At 60.8% G+C, this 14716-nt stretch carries 13 protein-coding genes; 7 read left to right on the forward strand and 6 right to left on the reverse strand.

Going from position 1 to position 14716, the window contains the following annotated elements; translation table 11 throughout:
• Positions 1–146 precede the first annotated feature (146 nt).
• On the reverse strand, positions 147–692 hold the full coding sequence (locus ACWGZX_RS03505; RefSeq protein WP_452627308.1) for a cytochrome b: 546 nt from the start codon (positions 690–692) through the stop codon (positions 147–149).
• The gene (locus ACWGZX_RS03510) at positions 689–1774 is read right to left on the reverse strand and encodes a catalase family peroxidase (protein WP_452627309.1); all 1086 of its coding nucleotides are present in this window, start codon (positions 1772–1774) and stop codon (positions 689–691) included. Before ACWGZX_RS03510 ends, ACWGZX_RS03505 begins: the two co-directional genes overlap by 4 nt.
• Before the next feature lie 158 nt (positions 1775–1932).
• On the opposite strand from ACWGZX_RS03510, the gene ACWGZX_RS03515 reads away from it, so the two are divergent.
• The 4 genes from ACWGZX_RS03515 to ACWGZX_RS03530 all read left to right on the forward strand — a co-directional run bounded on the left by ACWGZX_RS03515 (position 1933) and on the right by ACWGZX_RS03530 (position 5997).
• Complete coding sequence (locus ACWGZX_RS03515; RefSeq protein WP_223517188.1) at positions 1933–2439, forward strand: sigma-70 family RNA polymerase sigma factor; 507 nt, start codon at positions 1933–1935, stop codon at positions 2437–2439.
• A complete protein-coding gene (locus tag ACWGZX_RS03520; protein ID WP_452627310.1) occupies positions 2436–3188 on the forward strand; it encodes an anti-sigma factor family protein in 753 nt (250 codons plus the stop codon). Before ACWGZX_RS03515 ends, ACWGZX_RS03520 begins: the two co-directional genes overlap by 4 nt.
• 284 nt (positions 3189–3472) lie before the next feature.
• The gene (zapE, locus tag ACWGZX_RS03525) at positions 3473–4603 is read left to right on the forward strand and encodes a cell division protein ZapE (RefSeq protein WP_452627311.1); all 1131 of its coding nucleotides are present in this window, start codon (positions 3473–3475) and stop codon (positions 4601–4603) included.
• A gap of 80 nt (positions 4604–4683) precedes the next feature.
• A complete protein-coding gene (locus ACWGZX_RS03530; RefSeq protein WP_452627312.1) occupies positions 4684–5997 on the forward strand; it encodes a leucine-rich repeat-containing protein kinase family protein in 1314 nt (437 codons plus the stop codon).
• 138 nt (positions 5998–6135) lie between these two features.
• Here ACWGZX_RS03530 and ACWGZX_RS03535 read toward each other — a convergent pair whose 3' ends face one another.
• Complete coding sequence (locus ACWGZX_RS03535; RefSeq protein WP_223517210.1) at positions 6136–6843, reverse strand: YebC/PmpR family DNA-binding transcriptional regulator; 708 nt, start codon at positions 6841–6843, stop codon at positions 6136–6138.
• 233 nt (positions 6844–7076) lie between these two features.
• Between ACWGZX_RS03535 and ACWGZX_RS03540 the strand changes: the two genes are divergently transcribed.
• The gene (locus tag ACWGZX_RS03540) at positions 7077–8477 is read left to right on the forward strand and encodes a type VI secretion system Vgr family protein (protein ID WP_452627313.1); all 1401 of its coding nucleotides are present in this window, start codon (positions 7077–7079) and stop codon (positions 8475–8477) included.
• Here ACWGZX_RS03540 and ACWGZX_RS03545 read toward each other — a convergent pair.
• Both ACWGZX_RS03545 and ACWGZX_RS03550 read right to left on the reverse strand, forming a co-directional pair.
• Positions 8474–9865: an FAD-dependent oxidoreductase gene (locus tag ACWGZX_RS03545; RefSeq protein WP_452627314.1), complete on the reverse strand. Its 1392-nt coding sequence runs from the start codon at positions 9863–9865 to the stop codon at positions 8474–8476. The two genes, ACWGZX_RS03540 and ACWGZX_RS03545, sit on opposite strands and share 4 nt — an antisense overlap.
• Before the next feature lie 70 nt (positions 9866–9935).
• Entirely contained in the window at positions 9936–11261 is a 1326-nt protein-coding gene (locus ACWGZX_RS03550; protein ID WP_452627315.1) for an MFS transporter, read from the reverse strand.
• A gap of 266 nt (positions 11262–11527) precedes the next feature.
• Between ACWGZX_RS03550 and ACWGZX_RS03555 the strand changes: the two genes are divergently transcribed.
• Positions 11528–12400: a LysR family transcriptional regulator gene (locus tag ACWGZX_RS03555; protein WP_123432317.1), complete on the forward strand. Its 873-nt coding sequence runs from the start codon at positions 11528–11530 to the stop codon at positions 12398–12400.
• Between the two features lie 102 nt (positions 12401–12502).
• Here the strand turns inward: ACWGZX_RS03555 and ACWGZX_RS03560 are convergent, their stop codons facing one another.
• Positions 12503–13363 (reverse strand): LysR substrate-binding domain-containing protein, encoded by an 861-nt coding sequence (locus ACWGZX_RS03560; RefSeq protein WP_452627316.1) that lies wholly within the window; start codon positions 13361–13363, stop codon positions 12503–12505.
• A 109-nt stretch (positions 13364–13472) separates the two neighbouring features.
• Between ACWGZX_RS03560 and ACWGZX_RS03565 the strand changes: the two genes are divergently transcribed.
• Positions 13473–14582: a 2-aminoethylphosphonate--pyruvate transaminase gene (locus tag ACWGZX_RS03565; RefSeq protein WP_452627317.1), complete on the forward strand. Its 1110-nt coding sequence runs from the start codon at positions 13473–13475 to the stop codon at positions 14580–14582.
• The last annotated feature ends 134 nt before the right edge of the window (positions 14583–14716 follow it).

Genomic DNA, 14716 nt, shown 5'->3' on the forward strand with positions numbered 1-14716 from the left:
GTCCGGCTGCGAAGCAGTCGTCATCAAAAACACCGCGGTCGATCTGAAACACCGCGGTGTTCGTTTTTACGACTGCTGTGCAGCCGGACGCAGCCTTCGGCAGCTGCTACATGAGCCAAACGCAGGCTTCGCCAGCTGCTACGAGGTCAGCCGCGATCCTTGCCGCGCAACATGCTGTCCAGCACATCATCACGCCGCACCCAACCGTGAAACAACGCCGCCGCCAAGTGCAGCAGTACGGTGAGAAACAGCAGATACGCCAGATACCCATGCGCCTTGCGCAGGAACGCAAACACCTGTGCATTGGCCGGCAGGATCGACGGCAACTGGATCGAATTGCCAAGCATCACCGGGTCACCCGCCGCCGAAATCATTGCCCAACCGAGCAACGGCAATACCAACATCAAGACGTACAGCAACACGTGCGAGGCCTTGGCCGCCAGTACCTGCCAACCCGGTAGATCCGCCGGCAACGGTGGCTGTTGCGTGGAAAAGCGCACGAACAAACGCACGATCACCAGCAGCAAAATCGCAACGCCCAACGGCTTGTGCAGATGAATCAACCACTCATGACGCTCGGACACCGAGGCCACCATCCCCGCGCCGATAAACAGCATTGCAATGATCATCAGCGCCATCAGCCAATGCAGCAGCCGCGCCAACGGCGCGAAATGGTTCGGTTGAGCGCTCATTGTTGAGCCTCCTGTTTAGCGGCGGGCAACTGACTGACTTCACTGGTGCGGCGCAAGTAGGAATTGGCGTAACCGGCTGAACGAGCAGCGAGCAACGGGTCGTTGGAACCTTCGATACCGCTGGGCAGCACGAGCGGATCGTAGTTGATGTCGCGGCACTCGCCATTGAGTTGTGGCTGCGTACTTTCAAGGACCAAGGTGCCGGCATTCAGGACTTTGCGACCCTCGGGCCAGGCCTTGCTGGCGTCGTCGACCGGATCCTCCGGGTTTGCCAGCGTGATCCTCAACTGCCAACGCAGCGGCCCGGCCGACAAGCGCTGAACCAGGTCTTTCTCAAGAAAATCACTGCCTTCAGGCGCTGTGGCACCCGCCGCATCCTGCGCCACTGGCACCATGTTCCAACGTACTGCCTGGCGTTGACCGGCCGCGTTCACCAGGTAAAACGCGTTGACGCTGTTGTAAGTCTCCGTCGCATAACTGGCCGACGGTTTGGCGGTTTTGATCCAGGCCAGGAACGGCGCAGATTCCGGATGAGAACCGAAGAATGCCGGGACCGCCGTCGGGTTGGGTTTACCGGTGGCAGGATCCGGTGACTGGGCTTGCTGAAATTGATAGAACGCCTCAGGGGTGCCCACCGGGAACACCGGCATGCTGTTCATCCCGGTGCGCCACTGCTGACCGTTTGCCTGGGTGAAACGCAACGCCATGCTGCGAATCGGTACGGCGCTGTCCGGTGCGTAAGGGTTGCCGGCGGGCAGTGCGAATCGCCCGACCACCGGGGTCCGTGCTTCACCGAACACCTGCGCACGGGAATAACTGCGTGCTTCAGCGGTGCTTTCGAAATGGCCGATCACGCACACACCTTTGGCGTGGTTACGGCGGAAACCCGGGTGTACGCCGTTGTTCTTTTCCAGCACGTTGATCAGCACTTTTGGCGTCAGTCGCTGTGGGTCGAGTGTGCCGTTGACGTAGGCAAAGGCACCGGCCAGCGCGGCGACCACCACCGCAATGCCAGTCAAACGCAGCGTCAGGCTTGCGGCACTCAGCGGTGGCCGGGTGGGCGGTGATGAGCGATCTACCATGAATAACTCCAGGGCCATCGGCCACAAGTGAGAAGAATCAAGCAGACGTACCCCACCGTGCTTTATTCCATCGCCCGGTGTTTATTTTTTCAGGCGTGGAATAACCTCGAATGCCGGGCGTCTTCCTAGTCCAAAGCGTAGTGACTAGTCAGAAACACATGAACGATATCGACGAACAACTCAGAGAAATCATTCCCAGGTTGCGGCGTTTCGCCGTTTCACTGACGCGCAATCCCAGCAGCGCCGACGATCTGGTGCAGTCGAGCCTGGAGCGAGCGCTGTCGAGTTGGGGTGACAAACGCCCAGGGGGTGACTTGCGCGCCTGGTTGTTTTCGATTCTGTATCGGCAGTTTCTGGATGCCCATCGCCGCACCCGGCGTTATGCGCGAATGCTCGAATTCTTTACCGGGCGCGACGACGCACAGCCGTCGGTCGAACGCACGGTGATTGCCCAATCGACGCTGCACGCCTTCGATCAACTCACCACCGAACAGCGCGCGCTGCTGCTCTGGGTGTCGGTGGAAGGTTTGAGTTATAAAGAGGTCGCCGAGATTCTCGACGTCCCTACCGGCACCGTGATGTCCCGCCTGTCCCGCGCCCGCCAGGCCTTGCGCCAGCTCAGCGACGGCGAAATCACCAGCCCTTCTTTGCGGATACTCAAATGATCAGCATGCCCCCAAGCGAGCGTGACCTGCACGGTTACGTCGATCACCAACTCGACGACGCCGACCGACGTCTGGTCGAGACCTATCTGGCCAGCAACCCGCAAATGGCCGCGCAAGTGCGCGCCTGGCAGCACGACGCCCAACAATTGCGGGCAGCCCTGAGCGGAGCCCTGCAACAACCCCTCAATCAGGAGCTTGACCCGGCGCTGATTCGCCAGCGCCTTAAACACCAATCCCGTCGTCATCTGGCCAGCGCTGCCGTGCTGTTGATCGCCGTCAGTGTCGGTGGGTTGAGCGGCTGGCAAGCGCGCGAGATGACCCTGCCCGGCGCCCCGCCGCCGATGACCGATGCCATACAGGCTTATCGCCTGATCGCCCAGCAAGGCATCCTGCCGGCCGACTACAAAGTCAGCGCCGACGGCGACATGCAAGGGTGGCTCGACCGTTATTTCACCCGCGCCAATCGCCTGCCGGACCTGTCGGGCGCGGGCTTCAAACCGGTCAGCGGCCGTTTACTCAGCACCGAACAAGGGCCGGCGGCGATGGTGGTTTATGAAGATCAGGGCGGGCACAAGATCAGCTTCTACGTGCGCCCACCGGGACCGAAAAACAACTTGCTGCCACGGGGAAGTCGCAGCGATGGCGAGTTGCAGGCCGAGTACTGGTCCGGCAGCGGCTACAACTATGCGATGGTCAGCCCGAGCGACACGCCGGCGGCGCAGATGCTCAAGCAAACCGCACAGTTTTGATCACCCACAACCCCTTGTGGGAGCGGGCTTGCTCGCGAAAGCGGTGTATCAGTCGGTTTGATGTGTCTGACACATCGCCTTCGCGAGCAAGCCAGCTCCCACAGGGGATCTGTTGTGTCTTGGCGATTGTGTTCAGCCTTGCCCAAACACCTGCGAAGGCCGGCAGCCCGATCAAACCTGCTTTGTCCGTCGACACGACTAGAAGGAAAACTACCCATCTGGTTACACTACGCCGCCGCTGCTGCTCGGGGGAGCCGGCCTGACGATTTCTGGATGTTATGACCATGGCCGCTCGACCGCCCAACCGTTCGCGACTGACATCACGCTTGCCTTCCTTGCGCAGCCTTTTGCGCAAAGCGCTTGCGGCGCCGGCCAGCGGCATCTCGGCGGGCAAAGTCGTCCACGATTACTTCCGTCAAAAGGCCCATGCCCAGGGCTACACCCTCAGCCACAGCCAGCAGCGAGTGATCGACTGCATGGCGCAGCACGCCACCGCACTGCTCGGCGAGTCGGCGAAAACGCTCCCCGGTCTTTACCTGCATGGCGCGGTTGGACGCGGCAAGAGCTGGTTGCTCGACGGCTTCTTCCAGGCGATCCCGATCGAGAAAAAACAGCGGCTGCACTTCCACGAGTTCTTTGCCCGGTTGCATCAGGGCATGTTCACCCATCGCGATCAACCCGATGCGCTGGCAGTCACCCTCGATGAACTGCTGAGCGATTGCCAGGTGTTGTGTTTCGACGAGTTTCACGTCCATGACATCGGCGATGCGATGCTCATCACGCGGTTGTTCAAGGCGCTGTTCCGTCGCGGCATTCTGCTGATGGTGACGTCCAACTATCCGCCGGAAGGGTTGTTACCCAACCCGCTCTACCACGCGCGTTTCAAACCGGTCATCGAGTTGATCCATGCCCGCATGCACGTGATGGAGGTCGGCGGCCCGCATGACTACCGCAGTCAGGTGAGAACGCATGCGCAGCAGGTGTTTACTCAAGGGCGCTATGTCTGGCCGGGTAGCGTGACGCAACGCCAGGCGTTGAACCTGCCCGAACGCGACGCCCTGCCGTTGCAACTGCCGGTCGGCACCCGGCATTTTCAAGCGCGGCACTGTGAAGCAAGGACCATTGGCTTCACCTTTGGCGATCTGTGCGATCACCCCACGGCGGTCATGGATTATCTGGAGCTGTGCCGGCGCTTCGATCACTGGATCATTGACGAACTGCCCAACCTGGCCGACTGTTCGATCGCCGCGCAGCAGCGTTTTATCAATTTGATCGACGTTTTATACGATCAGGACAAGCACCTGACACTGCTCGGCCAACAGTCGTTGCGTGAAAGCCTGGGTGGCGATGCCATCGATCTGGCGCGTACGCGCAGCCGTTTGGGGCAGTTGCTGGAGGTACGCGTACCCACCTGACAGGCGAGTCTGCTTTACCGCTATCATGTCGCCCATTTCCAGGCCCCTGCGCCTTCCCTTGATCAAAAGCGAACTCGCTCATGGATACCCTCGCCCAACTGCGCGCCGGCCAATTGACTGGCATCACCCGCCTGGACCTGGCTTGCGGCCTGACAGAATTCCCCCGGGAAATCTTCGACCTGGCAGACTCGCTGGAAGTGCTCAACCTCAGCGGCAACGCCTTGCGCAGCCTGCCGGATGACCTCCATCGCCTGACCCGCTTACGGGTGCTGTTCTGTTCGGACAACCTGTTCACCGAACTGCCTGCGTGCCTGGGCCAATGCGCCGCGTTGACGATGATCGGTTTCAAGGCCAATGCCATCGAAACCGTCCCTGCTGCCGCGCTGCCGCCGTTGCTGCGCTGGTTGATCCTGACCGACAACCGCATCACCGAACTGCCAACCGAACTGGGCGACCGACCGTACCTGCAAAAACTCATGCTCGCCGGCAACCGCTTGCAGCGCCTGCCCCGCAGCCTGAGTCAGTGCCATCGGCTCGAACTGATTCGCATCGCCGCCAATCAGCTCAGTGAACTGCCCGAATGGCTGCTGGCCTTGCCCAGCCTGACTTGGCTGGCGTATGCCGGTAACCCGCTGGAAACCGAAGCCGATGCGGCTGCACTGGAAGCCACGGCCCAGATTCCCTGGGATCAATTGCGTCTGGAGCAGCAACTGGGCGAAGGCGCTTCGGGGGTGATTCATCGGGCCACATGGCAACAACCGGGGCAACCGGCCATGCCGGTCGCGGTCAAGCTCTACAAGGGCGAAATGACCAGCGACGGTTCACCCCTGCACGAAATGAACGCCTGCATCACCGCCGGTCTTCACCCTAACCTGATCCGGGTCGAAGGCCGAATCGTCGATCATCCCGACCAGCAAGCCGGGCTAGTCATGCAATTGATCGATCCGAGTTATCGCAACCTGGCCGCGCTGCCGAGCCTGGCCTCCTGCACCCGCGACATCTACACCGATGACACCCGTTTCAGCGCGGGCGTGGCATTGCGCATTGCCCATGGCGTCGCCTCGGTGGCCAAACACTTGCACCGCCAAGGCATTACCCACGGCGACCTCTATGGCCACAATATTCTGTGGAACGAGCACGGTGATTGCCTGCTGGGGGATTTTGGCGCGGCGTCTTTCCACGCAACCTGCGACAGCCCTGAAAGCCGAGCGCTGCAACGGATCGAGGTGCGGGCATTTGGTGTGTTGCTGGGGGAATTGCTGGAACGTATCGACTCGGGGCTGAGCGATGTTGCGCGCGAGGAGCTGGAAGTGTTGCAGGAGCGTTGCTGTCAGCCAGAGGTATTGAAGCGACCGGGGTTTAGCGAGATTGTGCGGGAGCTGCAAGATCGGTGACCGCTGCGCGGCCATTCGCTGGCAAGTCGAATCGTCGCACCGCAGCTCCTACATTCAACTGTAGGAGCTGCGGTGCGACGATTCGACTTGCCAGCGAAGGCGGTCTGTCAGACGACAAATTCGTCCCAGCTGGAATGCTTAACCCGCCAGACCCACAAACATATCCTGCACATCATCATGGTTGTCGAGGCCTTCCAGGAACGCTTCGACTTCAGCCATTTGTTCATCGCTCAAACCGCTGACCGGGTTCTTCGGCTGATAACCCAGTTTCGCCGCCAACACGGTGAAACCTTGCTCTGGCAGTGCTTTTTGCACCGCATCCAGGTCCGCTGGCTCGGTCAGGAACAGGGTTGTGCCCTCTTCTTCACCTGGCTCGAAATCCTGGGCGCCGGCTTCAATGGCGGCCATTTCCGGATCGGCGTCCGGGCTGTCCGGGGACGCCTCGATCATGCCGACATGGTTGAAGTCCCACGACACCGAACCCGAAGCGCCCAATTGGCCCTTACGGAACGCCACGCGGATTTCAGCCACGGTGCGGTTGATGTTGTCGGTCACGCATTCAACGATCAGCGGCACTTGGTGCGGTGCGAAGCCTTCGTAAGTCACGCGATGGTATTGCACGGTTTCGCCCAACAGGCCCGCGCCTTTCTTGATCGCACGATCGAGGGTTTCCTTGGGCATCGAGGCTTTCTTGGCCTGTTCAACCACAAGTCGCAGGTGTGCGTTGGTGGCGGTATCGGCGCCGTTGCGCGCAGCAATGGTGATTTCTTTCACCAGTTTGCCGAAAATCTTGCCCTTGGCGTTGGATGCCGCTTCTTTGTGTTTAACCTTCCACTGTGCGCCCATTACTCACTCTCTTGATCTGTGGCGCCGAGACATCTATTGGCCGACGCGTTGCGCAAGTTTATACGGCCTAAAGTTGGCAATCGACCAAAAAATGCGGACTGACTCACCGGCCTCACGGATCGACATTTTCGCCAGTACTCGTAGGGCGATTCTGAAACGCCGATTTGCGGTGACTATTGAGGGGCGTGGTTTCGTACCCTTCGCGTCCGTACTCCATGGCAGAAGCGCGTTCGATGCACAACGACAAGGAAAGTCTCTACACCCTGACCCTCCTCGACAGCGGATTGAGCCTGCAGGTATTGCAGTTCAGTGGCGCTGAAGGCCTGAACCAGCCCTATCGATTCGACATTGAAGTGATTGGCCTGGTGCCGGCGATGAACCTCGCCCCCCTGCTGCAACAACCGGCTTATCTGAGCATGGGCGATTACACCGGCATTCACGGCATTGTTCATAGCGCCAGCCGTGAACATCGCGGCTTGCATCGCATCGGCTACAACCTGGTACTGGTGCCTTACGTTCAAAACCTCGATCGTCACCGTTGCCGTCGGGTGTTTCATCGCCTCAGCGTGCCGGCAATCCTGCGTCAATTGTTCCAGGAACATGCGCTGCCTGAGGCCAGCTATCGCCTGGAACTGGCCTCCGTGCACTACCCGCCCCGGCCGTTTTGCATTCAATACGAAGAGACCGACCTGACGCTGATGCAGCGACTCTGCGAGGAAGAAGGCATCCACTTTCACTTCGAACATCGGCAAGACGGGCATGTGATGGTGCTGGCCGATGACACTCAGAAATTCCCCGGGGAGCCGCTGTTGCTGCCCTTTCAGGCCGATACCAGTCACGAGACTTTGTTGCCAGTCATCCATGAGCTGTTCCAACGTCATGACGCGCTCGCCCGACCTGAACGCCGAATCGCCCACAATCGCTGCCCTCAAGCCACTGGTGACGGCGCAGCCAACCACACCTTCGCCAAATCATCCGTTTCGACCACACGCCCCATCCCCGAGCAGGCACACCGCGAGCAGCTCAGTCGTCGGGGACTGGAGCGGTTGCGCTGCCATCATCGGCAGATTGAAGGTCGAAGCAATCAAGCTGACTTGCGCAGTGGAAGCATCGTACAAGTGGCGGAGCATCCACTTTCGGATTTCAACGATCAGTGGCTGATCACCGATGTTCAACACGAGGGGCAACAGCCTTCAATCCTCATCGACCAACGACCTCGGCGCTACAGCAACCGATTCACCGCCATTCCATGGTCAACGGAATTCAGGCCCGCACTGACACAGCCCCGGCCGAACATTCCGGGCTATCAGACAGCGTTAGTGCTGGGCGCGGTCGGGCAACCGGCAGCGCTGGATGAACACAATCGAATACACGTGCGGCTGTGGCCAACACTGGAAGATGACGCGGATAAATCCACCGGCCTATGGCTTCCCGTGGCCCTCGCCACGGCGGACGGTCGGATTGATCACTCCAGGCTGCCTATCGCCGGCACCGAGGTGCTCATCAGCTTTCTCGACAGCGACCCGGACCGCCCGGTGTTGTGTGCCGCCGCAGGCAGCCCGCCAAAGCCTCCAGCCGCTTACCCATCACGCCGTGATGGGCGTTTGTTGCTCGATTGGCTGATCAATCGCTAGCCCTTGTCAGCCTTGCCGGCCGCTGCGGCAAATTTGGCCAGACGCACGTCCAGGTGCCGCGGCCGGCGCCCGTGATCTTCGGCGCGCTCCTTGCGGCGGATAGCGTTGCGCACCATCAAGGAGCCGAGGTAACGAATCGGCTCCGGCGGAAAAAACCCCAAGGGGCCGTTCACCAACGGCGAACGGGTCCAGGCGTTGTCCAGCCCCAAGACCATCGAAGCCAGAATCTGCCCACCCATGTGGCACGGGCCAACGCCGCTGCCGGAATAGCCGAACCCGTAGAACACATTCCCGCTGGCGCTCATCTGGCCAAAGAACGGCAGACCGGTGACCGAGCGATCCGACGGGCCGTTCCAGGTCGCCTCGACCTTGGCGTCGGCGAACGCTGGAAAGAACTCGCTCAGGCTGTCTTTCAACAACCCGGCGTACGGCGACGGCTGATCGAACACCGGCAACATCCGTCCGCCATAGGCGAAGGTGTTACCGCCCTTGCCGAGCATGATCCGGCCGTCCGGGGTGTTGTGGTAGTAGTGCACGAAAATCCGTGAATCGAGCACGGTGACGCCGCTGGTCAGGCCGATTTCGTTAAGCAGATCAGGGCGTGGTTCGGTGATCAGCATGTCGCTGGAGACAATCGCCACGCTGCGCTCGAACTGCGGGAACGCCCGGGCCATCCAGGCGTTCATCGCCAGTACCACCCGATCCGCGCGAACCGTGCCGTTGGGGGTTTGAATCCCCGCCGGCTTGCCCTCCTCCAACCCGGTCATCGCGGTGTTCTCGTAAACTCTCACGCCCAGCTGCAACGCCACCCGCCGCAAGCCGCGCACCAGTTTGCCCGGCTGCACACTGGCTGCCGCCGGGGAAAACCAGCCCTCCAAATGCTTGCTGGAACCGGCCATGCGTTGCACGTCGGCGACCGGACGCTGGGTGAACGAGTTGATGCCGTTGCGCTCCAGCGCGGCAATCACTGCATCGGTCGAGCCACACTGGGCGCGATTGGTCGCGGTGTAGAGCGTGCCATCGAGACGGTAATCGGCATCCACGCCGTACTGTTCGCAGAAGGTGCCAATCGCGTAAATGCTGCGCTCGGATTCCTTGACCAGGCGCACCGCGTCCTCGACGCCGAACAGCCGCTCCAGGGTGAAATACTTGGCCGACCACGACAACGCGCAACCGCCGTTGCGGCCACTGGCGCCGGCACCGCAGATGTCGGCCTCGATCAGCACCACATCGAGTTCGGGGTTCTGCTCCTTGAGCATGATCGCGGTCCACAAACCGGTGTAGCCGCCACCGACGATGCACACATCCGCGCGGGTGTCGCCGTCCAGCGCCGGGCAGGTGTCAGACGTCTCAGCCTTTAAGGCCTGGTCCAGCCAAAAGGGTCTCATGGGGAAAATCTCCAGTCAGAAGCCCACACGCTAGCCCGCCGCCAGTGCAGCAGGCTGCGAGGGACAGGATTCAGGTACGCAGGGGTTTGATGGCCATCGCCCGATTGGGCACGAATGGATAGTTGGTACGCAGGCCAGCCGGGCGGCTGTTCCAGTGGGGGATCAACACCAGGGCCGAGAACAAGGCGCAGCCGGCGAAGACAATGAACACGGTGACCGAGTCGAAGTAACCCGGCAGCAATCCGCCGAGAATCGCCCCGACCGAACCGCAACCATTAACGAAACCCGCCGCCGTCGCGCCCGCCTTGGCGGTGCCGAAATCAATCGCTGCCGCACCGCTGATCATCGAGTCCGGTCCGTACAGCGTCAGGCCCATGACAAACAACAGCACGACCACCAACAAGACGCTGCCGGTGTGCAAGGCGCCCATGAACAAGGCCAGGGTCACCGTCAGCGCCAACAGACTGAGGACGCAGGCCGGCATGCGTCGGGCACCGAACACCTTGTCCGAGGCCAGACCGAGCAGAATGGGTCCGAGCAGCCCGGCCAGTTCAAACGCGGTCGGGATGATCGCCGCGCCAACCTTGCCCACCGACGGCATTTGCTCGAAGACGATCACCGGGCCCCAGAGCAAAATCGCGTAGCGCGCCGGTTTCAGCAGAAAGTACGCCAGGCCCAGCACCAGCACCGTCCGGTTGCGCAGGATTTCCTTCAAGGGCTCCAGAATGCTGATCTTGCTTTGGGCGTCAGCCTCTTCAGCCGTCAACTCGGGTTCGAGGTCTACCGCCGGTAGACCCACGTCTTGCGGCTTGTTGCGTTGAAAAATAAAAAACAGCACGGCGACCAGCCCAACCACCGCCGCACTGGAAATGAACGCCGCATGCCAGGTGCCGATCAGCGTATACGCCCACCAGCCCGCAAACGGCGATGCCACCAGCCCACCAAAGGCATAGCAGGAACTCCATAACCCCAGCACTCTGCCGCGCTGTTGCGCGGGGAAGAAACTGCCGAGGTTCTTACACAGCCCGGACCAGCCAGTGGACTGCGCCAAACCTTGAATCAACATGCAGGTCGCGAAGATCGGCAGTGTCGCGTAAGTGCCCATCACCAGTGCTGCCGCCGCCGAAATCAGTAACCCGCCGAGCACCACGACCCGCGGGCCAAAGCGGTCGGCGAGCATGCCCCAGGTGAACTGCCCAAAGGCGTACGCCGCAAGGTAGATCGCGTCGAGGTTGGCCATGGCCATTTTGTCGAGCATGAAGGTGGGGTCTTCGGCGATCCCCAGTTTTGCCACGGAAAACGCTTTGCGGGTGAAGTAGAAAGCGGCGTAGGCGAGCCAGGTGATCGCAAAGATCTGCACGCGCCAACGCTTGATGGTGCCGATGGGATTGTTCATTGTGGTTCTGACCTCAGGGTGTGAGTGTGCCGGCAGAATGGGTAGAAACGCCTGTGTTTTTATTGTTGAGCACTGCGATATCGCTGTTTCCCTGTGGCGATACCGGTCAGATGAGTCCTGCTGTTGCGCGCACAGGCTCATGGCCACCGATGCTGTTCGACTGACCAGTCACCGGGGCTGAGGTGGATAAAAACAATTACTGATTAATAAGTGAAATCGATTTATCGTATTTCAAAAATAAGCTCAACTTGTTACTGGAGGTTTCGATGTCGGTTTCCCACGCCCAACTCAAAGCCTTCCACGCCGTGGCCGTCCACGGAAGCTTTACCAAAGCCGCCGAGCGGTTGTTCCTCACGCAACCGGCCATTTCCGACCAGGTACGCAAACTCGAAGAGCGCTTCGGTGTGTTGCTGTTCCACCGCAACAAACGCTCGGTGCGCCTGACGGATCTAGGCGAGCGCTTGCTCGCCATCACGCAGCGACTGTTCGTGATTGAGGCCGAAGCGCAGGAGCTGTTGCAGGACTCCCAGGCGCTGCAGACCGGCAGCCTGATCCTCGCGGTGGATGCACCGGTGCACGTGCTTCCGCAGATCGCGCGGTTCTGCGAACGCTATCCGGGCATCAGTGTGAAGATTGAAACCGGCAACACCGATGAGTCGCTGTTTCGCCTGTTCAACTATCAGGCTGACCTCGCTTTGCTGGGGCGGGATGTCAGCGATGAACGGCTGATCTCATTGCCACTGCGCAATGACCCGATGGTGGCGTTTGTTTCACGCCATCATCCGTGGGCGGATCGCGAGTCGATCTGTCTCGCGGACCTGGATGACACGCCGTTGGTGCTGCGGGAAATCGGTTCGGTGACGCGCCAGACACTGGAAGAGGAAATGGCCCGGGCGGGGTTTCGCATTCGCCCGGCGATCCAGGTGGAAGGACGGGAAGCGGCGCGGGAGGCGGTGGTGGTCGGGATTGGCGTTGGGGTGGTGTCGGCGGCGGAGTTTGGTGCTGACTCGCGGGTGTGTGCGTTGCCGATTACCGATTGCACACGGCGATTGACCGAGACACTGGTGTGCTTGCGCGAGCAGAGCTCGCGGCGGGTGGTGGCGACGTTTCTGGAGATGGTTCGCGAGAGTCTTGTGTAGGCAGGTCTGGCCCCATCGCGAGCAGGCTCGCTCCCACATTGGATCTGCGGTGTTCACATAACCCTGTGGGAGCGAGCCTGCTCGCGAAGGCTGCACCTCGGTCTAGCCGACTGGCGCCAAATCAAAAAACGCCCGTATCAAGCGCAAATCCCGCCGCCGCTCCATGCACCCGATCATGTGTCGGTTCACCAGTCCTTCCCCCACAATCGGCACCGCCGCCACCCGTGGGTCATGGCTGACTTCTACCGACGACACCACGCCCACCCCCAATTCCGCCGCCACTGCCTCGGTCACCGCTTCCCGACTGTCCAGCTCCAGCAACACCCGTGGATTGACCACCGCCGCCGCGCAGGCTTCATCGAACGTGCGTCGGGTGATCGAACTCGGTTCACGCAACACCATGATCACCTGATCCAGTTCCTTGAGCTTCACGCTGTTCGCCTTGGCCCAAGGATGGCTTTCAGGCACCAACGCACAAATCCGCGATTCACTCAGCGCCTGCAAATGCAGGCCTTTGCGCGGTTCAACCTCGGTCAGTACCGCCACGTCAGCATGCTCGGACAACAACGCCGCCAGGGTTTCCTGGGCATTGCCCAGCCGCAGGTTCACGGTGATGCCCGGATAACGTGCCCGCAAGCTGGCCAACATCGGCATGACCATGTGCGGTCCGTCTGCCGCCACTTCCAGGCGCCCGGTCAGCAACTGCCGGTTCGCTTCAAGCATCACCTGCGCCTCTTCCGCCAGGCCGAACATGGCCCGGGTGATCGCGGCCAGTTTGGTGCCTTCTTCCGTCAGCTCCACTCGCCGTGCGGTACGGCGCAACAAGGTGATTTGGTAATGCTCCTCCAAGGCCTTGATGTGCCCGGTCACCGCCGGCTGGCTGATGAACAACCGCGTCGCAGCTCGGGTGAAGCTGCCTTCGCGGGCCACGGCGTCAAAGGCTCGAAGCTGGAACAGGTTCATGAATAACTCTCACTGATGGTTGGCATAACAACAAACAATTTGATTGATAGCACGGCAAATTGCAATTTATGTCCCGTAGCTTCATCCCATCAAATGCGAGGACACGAGAATGAGTACTGCCGAACCCATCCTGCTCACCCCCGGCCCACTGACCACTTCGAGCCGCACCCGTCAGGCGATGATGGTCGACTGGGGTTCATGGGATGACCGCTTCAATCAACTGACCGCCAGCCTGTGCGAGCAATTGCTGGCCATCCTCAACGGCGGCGCCAGCCACCACTGCGTGCCCCTGCAAGGCAGCGGCACCTTCGCGGTCGAGGCAGCGATCGGCACGCTGGTGCCCCGCGACGGCAAAGTGCTGGTGTTGATCAACGGCGCCTACGGCAAACGCCTGGCGAAAATCTGCGAAGTCCTGGACCGCTCCTTCAGCACTTTCGAGACCGCTGAAGACGAACCGACCACCGCTGCCGACGTCGACCGCCTGCTGCACGCCGACCCCGGCATCACGCATGTCGCACTGATTCACTGCGAAACCAGCACAGGCATCCTCAACCCGCTGCCGGAAATTGCCCATGTCATTGCGCAACACGGCAAACGCCTGATCATCGACGCCATGAGTTCTTTCGGCGCGCTGCCGGTGGATGCGCAACAGGTGCCGTTCGACGCCCTGATCGCCGCATCCGGCAAATGCCTGGAAGGCGTACCAGGCATGGGTTTCGTCTTCGCTCGAAAAGAATCCCTGGCCAACGCCGCCGGCAACTCGCACTCGCTGGCGATGGACCTGTTCGACCAGCACACCTACATGGCCAAGACCGGCCAATGGCGCTTCACTCCGCCGACCCATGTGGTCGCGGCGCTGCACGAAGCCTTGCTGCAATACAACGAAGAAGGTGGCTTGCCGGCGCGGCATCAACGCTACGCCGACAACTGCAAAGTGCTGCTCGATGACATGGCCAAGCTCGGTCTTCGCAGCTTCCTGCCCGCCGCGATTCAGGCGCCGATCATCGTCACGTTCCACGCACCGAAAGATCCGCGTTACCAGTTCAAGGAATTCTACGAACGGGTCAAGGCCAAGGGTTTCATTCTCTACCCCGGCAAATTGACTCAGGTTGAAACCTTTCGTGTCGGCTGCATCGGCCACGTCAATCAGGCCGAGATGCACGCGGCCGTGGCGGCGGTTGCCGAAGTACTGCGCGAGATGGAAGTCCTCGAAATCTGACTCGCAACAATCTGTAGCAGCTGCCGAGCCTGCGAGGCTGCGTTCGGCTGCGAAGCAGTCGTAAACCCTTTACACAGGGTTTACCTGAAAGACCGCAGCGCCCGAATTCACGACCGCTTCGCAGCCGAACGCAG

This window comes from Pseudomonas sp. CLCA07 (assembly GCF_053615335.1).

Excerpts from the sequence above, each read along its gene's own strand:
- ACWGZX_RS03550 (WP_452627315.1), bottom strand. The coding sequence starts at position 11,261 with ATGAACAATCCCATCGGCACCATCAAGCGTTGGCGCGTGCAGATCTTT.
- ACWGZX_RS03540 (WP_452627313.1), top strand. The coding sequence starts at position 7,077 with ATGCACAACGACAAGGAAAGTCTCTACACCCTGACCCTCCTCGACAGC.
- ACWGZX_RS03565 (WP_452627317.1), top strand. The coding sequence starts at position 13,473 with ATGAGTACTGCCGAACCCATCCTGCTCACCCCCGGCCCACTGACCACT.
- ACWGZX_RS03520 (WP_452627310.1), top strand. The coding sequence starts at position 2,436 with ATGATCAGCATGCCCCCAAGCGAGCGTGACCTGCACGGTTACGTCGAT.
- ACWGZX_RS03535 (WP_223517210.1), bottom strand. The coding sequence starts at position 6,843 with ATGGGCGCACAGTGGAAGGTTAAACACAAAGAAGCGGCATCCAACGCC.
- ACWGZX_RS03515 (WP_223517188.1), top strand. The coding sequence starts at position 1,933 with ATGAACGATATCGACGAACAACTCAGAGAAATCATTCCCAGGTTGCGG.
- zapE (WP_452627311.1), top strand. The coding sequence starts at position 3,473 with ATGGCCGCTCGACCGCCCAACCGTTCGCGACTGACATCACGCTTGCCT.
- ACWGZX_RS03505 (WP_452627308.1), bottom strand. The coding sequence starts at position 692 with ATGAGCGCTCAACCGAACCATTTCGCGCCGTTGGCGCGGCTGCTGCAT.
- ACWGZX_RS03560 (WP_452627316.1), bottom strand. The coding sequence starts at position 13,363 with ATGAACCTGTTCCAGCTTCGAGCCTTTGACGCCGTGGCCCGCGAAGGC.
- ACWGZX_RS03545 (WP_452627314.1), bottom strand. The coding sequence starts at position 9,865 with ATGAGACCCTTTTGGCTGGACCAGGCCTTAAAGGCTGAGACGTCTGAC.
- ACWGZX_RS03510 (WP_452627309.1), bottom strand. The coding sequence starts at position 1,774 with ATGGTAGATCGCTCATCACCGCCCACCCGGCCACCGCTGAGTGCCGCA.
- ACWGZX_RS03530 (WP_452627312.1), top strand. The coding sequence starts at position 4,684 with ATGGATACCCTCGCCCAACTGCGCGCCGGCCAATTGACTGGCATCACC.
- ACWGZX_RS03555 (WP_123432317.1), top strand. The coding sequence starts at position 11,528 with ATGTCGGTTTCCCACGCCCAACTCAAAGCCTTCCACGCCGTGGCCGTC.